This window comes from Moryella indoligenes (assembly GCF_030812885.1).
Classification (GTDB): domain Bacteria; phylum Bacillota; class Clostridia; order Lachnospirales; family Lachnospiraceae; genus Moryella; species Moryella indoligenes.
On the sequence record NZ_JAUSTO010000030.1, the window covers coordinates 1 to 4,776 of the forward strand.

5 protein-coding genes and 1 pseudogene are annotated in these 4,776 nt (G+C 46.6%); all 6 read left to right on the forward strand.

Annotated features, from left to right (window positions below; translation table 11 throughout):
• Positions 1-96 precede the first annotated feature (96 nt).
• Positions 97-195, forward strand: a pseudogene (locus tag J2S20_RS11875) (Maff2 family mobile element protein); the annotation flags it as partial.
• A gap of 148 nt (positions 196-343) precedes the next feature.
• Positions 344-1,555 carry an ATP-binding protein gene (locus tag J2S20_RS11880; RefSeq protein ID WP_307255542.1) on the forward strand — a complete coding sequence of 404 codons (1,212 nt, stop codon included), beginning with the start codon at positions 344-346 and terminating at the stop codon, positions 1,553-1,555.
• A 411-nt stretch (positions 1,556-1,966) separates the two neighbouring features.
• Positions 1,967-2,395 (forward strand): hypothetical protein, encoded by a 429-nt coding sequence (locus J2S20_RS11885; protein WP_307255544.1) that lies wholly within the window; start codon positions 1,967-1,969, stop codon positions 2,393-2,395.
• Positions 2,388-2,594, forward strand: a complete 207-nt coding sequence (locus J2S20_RS11890) for a hypothetical protein (protein ID WP_307255545.1) — start codon at positions 2,388-2,390, stop codon at positions 2,592-2,594. Before J2S20_RS11885 ends, J2S20_RS11890 begins: the two co-directional genes overlap by 8 nt.
• Positions 2,595-2,623: 29 nt before the next feature.
• On the forward strand, positions 2,624-3,640 hold the full coding sequence (locus J2S20_RS11895; RefSeq protein WP_307255547.1) for an O-acetyl-ADP-ribose deacetylase: 1,017 nt from the start codon (positions 2,624-2,626) through the stop codon (positions 3,638-3,640).
• Positions 3,641-3,749: 109 nt separating this feature from the next.
• On the forward strand, positions 3,750-4,409 hold the full coding sequence (locus tag J2S20_RS11900) for a vWA domain-containing protein (protein ID WP_307255548.1): 660 nt from the start codon (positions 3,750-3,752) through the stop codon (positions 4,407-4,409).
• The last annotated feature ends 367 nt before the right edge of the window (positions 4,410-4,776 follow it).

The following is a 4,776-nucleotide window of genomic DNA, read 5'->3' on the forward strand; positions in this document are numbered from 1 at the left end:
AATTCGATGGAACGCCGTGTGCGGTGAAAGCCGCACGCACGGTGTGGAGCGGGGGAAAATCCTGAGATAATTTCAAGGGATTACCTATCGCTATCTGGTGCCAAGTCTCAGGGCATGAAGCAGCTGATGGCTGGCGGCGGCGTGGCACTGATCGGAACGACTCTGGTGCCGCTGCTTTCTGGACTTTTTGGTTAAACTACGGTATTCTGAAACTGAAAGGAAACGGAATCCAACATAATTCGAAAAAGTCAGTGGAAATCAATAGGAGCTGCGGATTATAATCGCAAAACCTATTGATTTTTTTGTGCACTTGCGGCATCATGGAACCATGGAGGTGGTTCCTATGATAAACAGACCGCTTTACGTCGATAAAATTATGGCATACACCGATACACCTTTTGTAAAAGTGTTGACGGGTGTTCGCCGCTGCGGAAAATCCACAGTTCTTAAAATGATCATGGAGAAGCTGCAAAAGGAGCATGGCATTCCGTCTGAGCGGATTGTCAGTATGCGTTTCGATTCCATGGATTATGAGGATATGTCAGCAAAGGATATGTTCAAAGCTGTCAAAGAAAAGCTCAACCCAACTGGGAGAACGTATCTCTTTCTGGATGAGGTTCAGGAAATTGAGGGCTGGGAGAAAGTAGTAAACTCCCTGGCAACGGATTATGATGTTGACATTTATGAGACAGGTTCCAATTCCAGAATGATGTCTTCGGAAATAGCGACTTACCTGACGGGACGATATGTTTCCTTCCGTATCTATACGCTTTCGTTTCAGGAATATCTGGAATTCAAGAAGCAGTATACACAGGTAAAGGATATCCATGCTGAACTGGCAGACTATATCCGCTTGGGTGGCTTCCCTGCAACACACCTGCGAGAGTATTCACAGGATGAGGTTTATACGATTGTTCGGGATATCTATAATTCCACGATTTTCTCAGATATCGTAAAGAGAAACCAGATTCGTAAGATCGACCAGCTGGAGCGGGTGGTTCGGTACACATTTGCGAATGTGGGAAATTCATTCTCGGCAAAGTCAATTTCGGATTATCTGAAATCAGAGCATCGTTCTATCGACAATGAAACGGTGTACAGCTATCTGGAAAAACTGGAGAAAGCATATCTCCTTCATCGTTGTTCTCGCTATGACCTGCGTGGAAAGGAGATTCTGAAAACGCAGGAGAAGTTTTATCTTGCCGATACTGCTTTGCGTTACAGCGTGCTGGGCTATACACCGGACAGCGTCGCTTCCAGTCTGGAAAATGTGGTGTATCTGGAGCTTTGTAGACGAGGCTATACCGTGACGATTGGGAAAACGCCGGATGGTGAGGTCGATTTTGTGGCGCAGAAGCAGAATGACCGGTTGTATGTGCAGGTCACACAAGAGATTAAATCCGAAAAAACAGAAAAACGCGAATACGAACGACTGCTGGAAATTCGGGATAACTATCCAAAGTATGTTTTGAGAACCGATGAATTTGCCGGAGGAAATTACCAAGGCATTAAGAGTATGCACATTGCAGATTTTCTATTGAGCACTGAATATTAACGATGAGGGCGGCGATTTCGTCCGTGGCCGCACAAAATCCGCCTGTCCTACTGCCGCCGAAAAGTGCCTGTCACCCGCTATCTGCCCGTACAGCAGATGGCGAAGCCAGTCCCTTTCCAGCGTCAGCCGGAAGCAAAGGTATAACACACTAGACTTTCCTACGGAAAATCGTGTGCCAACAGGGATGCTGCTCGCCCCTATTGGAAACCCAGAGCCAAGGGGATATTCCCATTTGGATATCCTATTATTTTTGGCAGCAATGATACTCTAACCGTCAAAACGCGTTAGTTTAATCGCCGTCAAAAATATATAATCAGAAATTTTTTCTATGAATTAGCTTTTTCAGATTTACCCATAGGCAGTAGCGAAAAATACAAATCAAGAAAGAAATTGTGTAAGGGGGGAGTGCATGTGGCTTCATTAACGCATGTCTGCATGTGGTCGGATAACGGTTGGAAGCGGATTACGGCAGAACAAGCAGCCAAATTGCATCCAGGCGGAGCAGTATCCGCTCACAGCGGTTTGTTTATGTGCGAACTATGTGGACAATACGTCTCTCTTACTGATGGAGCGGTCCAAGCTCGCCAATTCAGACACAGCGCCTATGAAAAAAGCAAAAACTGCCCTGAACGTATATTGGGAGCTGGTTACTCAATTTCTTATGGTTCTCAGGAACATGATTTACCAATCCGCATCACAGGTGTGTCCGCAGCTTCGTTCAGATTTGAAATTGGCTTGATTCGCGCCCCAATTAGTTCTCTCACCAAAGATTTTTGTATAGAAATCAAACCGAAAGGAGTATCGACTACACCTTACAGACACACCAACGGAAGTGGGTGATGAAAAATATCATAGTGTCAGAATGATTGTGCCGGAAAATTTCAATGGAGATGTTAAAACATTGCCTGCTCTGTCTCCGAATGAGATTAAAACAATTTTGAAGCGGAATTTTTATTGGGCATCGACAATCAAAACACCGTTCCTTATAGGAACACAGGTTGAAATGTTGATTCGTGAATTGAAAAAGAAGCATGTTTAACGAGACAGCAGAAAGGGGAGAGATAAGCAATGCCCTTACAGATTATCAGAAACGATATTACAAAAATGAGCGTTGACGCAATCGTCAATGCTGCCAACACTTCTCTTTTGGGCGGTGGTGGTGTGGACGGCTGCATTCATCGTGCCGCCGGACCGGAGCTGCTTGCAGAGTGCAGTACGCTGCATGGCTGCGAGACCGGCAGCGCAAAAATCACAAAGGGATACCGCCTGCCCTGCAAATATGTGATCCATGCAGTCGGCCCGCGCTGGCGGGATGGCAAGCACCGGGAACAAGAGTTTCTGGAATCCTGCTATCGGACATCTTTGAACTTGGCTAAAGAAAATGGCTGTCAGTCGGTGGCCTTTCCGCTGATTTCCTCCGGCATTTACGGCTATCCAAAAGACCAAGCACTGAAGGTTGCAGTCGATACCATCAGTACGTTTCTGCTGGAGAATGAGACGATGGTCTACATCGTTATCTTTGACCGAAAGGCATATCAGATCAGCGGAAAACTGTTTGCTGATATCGCGGCATACATAGATGATCGGTATGTGGAGGAACATACTGACAGCCGAGTAGAACAGAGACGGCGGCTCAAGGCGTTGTCAGAGGAATCCTGCTTTGAAGCTGAACCTGTTTCGCTTCCGTCCGAAGCAATCTTTAAATCATGCAGCAGTCAATCCTTGGAAGAGGCACTGGGGCAGATTGATGAGAGCTTTTCGGAAATGCTGCTTCGGAAGATTGACGAAAGCGGCATGACGGATGCCCAGTGCTACAAGAAGGCAAACATTGACCGGAAGCTCTTTTCCAAAATTCGCTCAGATAAATTCTATAAGCCGTCCAAACCTACAGCGCTGGCATTTGCCATCGCTTTGGAACTGCCGCTTGCCCAGATGCAGGAGATGCTCGGCAAGGCCGGGTTTACCCTTTCCCATTCGAGCAAATTCGACATCATTGTAGAATATTTTGTCGAACGGGGAAACTATAATGTGTATGAAATCAACGAGGCGCTGTTTGCTTTTGACCAGAGCCTGATCGGAGCATAAGGACAAAGAAATGTCGCTTTCCATGCGACCACTCCACAAAAGAAAATCGCTATACTATGGCTGTAAGGTACGAAACCGAGCAGCCATAATCTTTTGGGAGGACAAGCATATGAGAAAGAATTTAACAGAGATCGTTTTTATCTTAGACCGTAGCGGTTCCATGAGCGGATTGGAACGGGATACCATCGGTGGATTCAATTCCATGATTGAGCAGCAGAAAAAAGCAGAGGGCGAAGCACTGATCTCAACGGTGTTGTTTGACAATGTGAGCGAAGTCCTGCACGACCGTGTAAATGTAAGGGGCATCCGACCGATGACTGACCGGGATTACACGGTTCGCGGATGCACAGCACTCTTAGATGCTATCGGCGGTGCAATTCATCACATTGGAAATGTTCATAAGTACGCAAGACCGGAGGATGTGCCGGAACACACCATGTTTGTAATCACTACGGACGGAATGGAAAATGCCAGCCGCCGGTACAACAGCGAAAAAGTGAAGCAGATGATCGAGCGGCAGAAAGCAAAATACGGTTGGGAGTTTTTGTTCCTTGGTGCCAATATTGACGCAGTAGAGACCGCAAGTCAGTTCGGAATCGGCGAAGATCGTGCAGTCAACTATCGGTGCGACAGTGAAGGAACCGCATTGAATTATGATGTGGTCAGTGAAGCAATCAGCTCTGTCCGGTGCAGTGCCCCGCTGAGTGCAGACTGGAAAAAGCGTATAGACGAGGACTACAAAAAGCGTGGAGGCCGCAAGCACAAGTGATTTTTTTGAAGTCGGGGTGATGATTCACTCCGGCGTTTTCTTTGCCAGGAACTGCCGTTAAAGCATCCGGAATGGATGCGCAGCCCGATGCCGAGGCAGCGTTCTAGGGGATTGGGGAGTTTCCCCAACAAGCAGAAAATCACTTTCGTGTCACGAAAGCCCTGCTTGCAGAAGAGTGGCACTTGCGAGAAGTCGGCATTATTGATCTACTTACCGAAATGACTGTGCTATAATCTAAGCATAAGATTTTTGTTTGCTGAGTTGTAATCTGAGGGCTGAGTTGTAATCTGAGGCGCCAGTTTGTAAGGCGAGATGCTTGTTTGTAAATTGAAAACTGCATATTTGAAAGCGAAACGCCAGTTTTGTA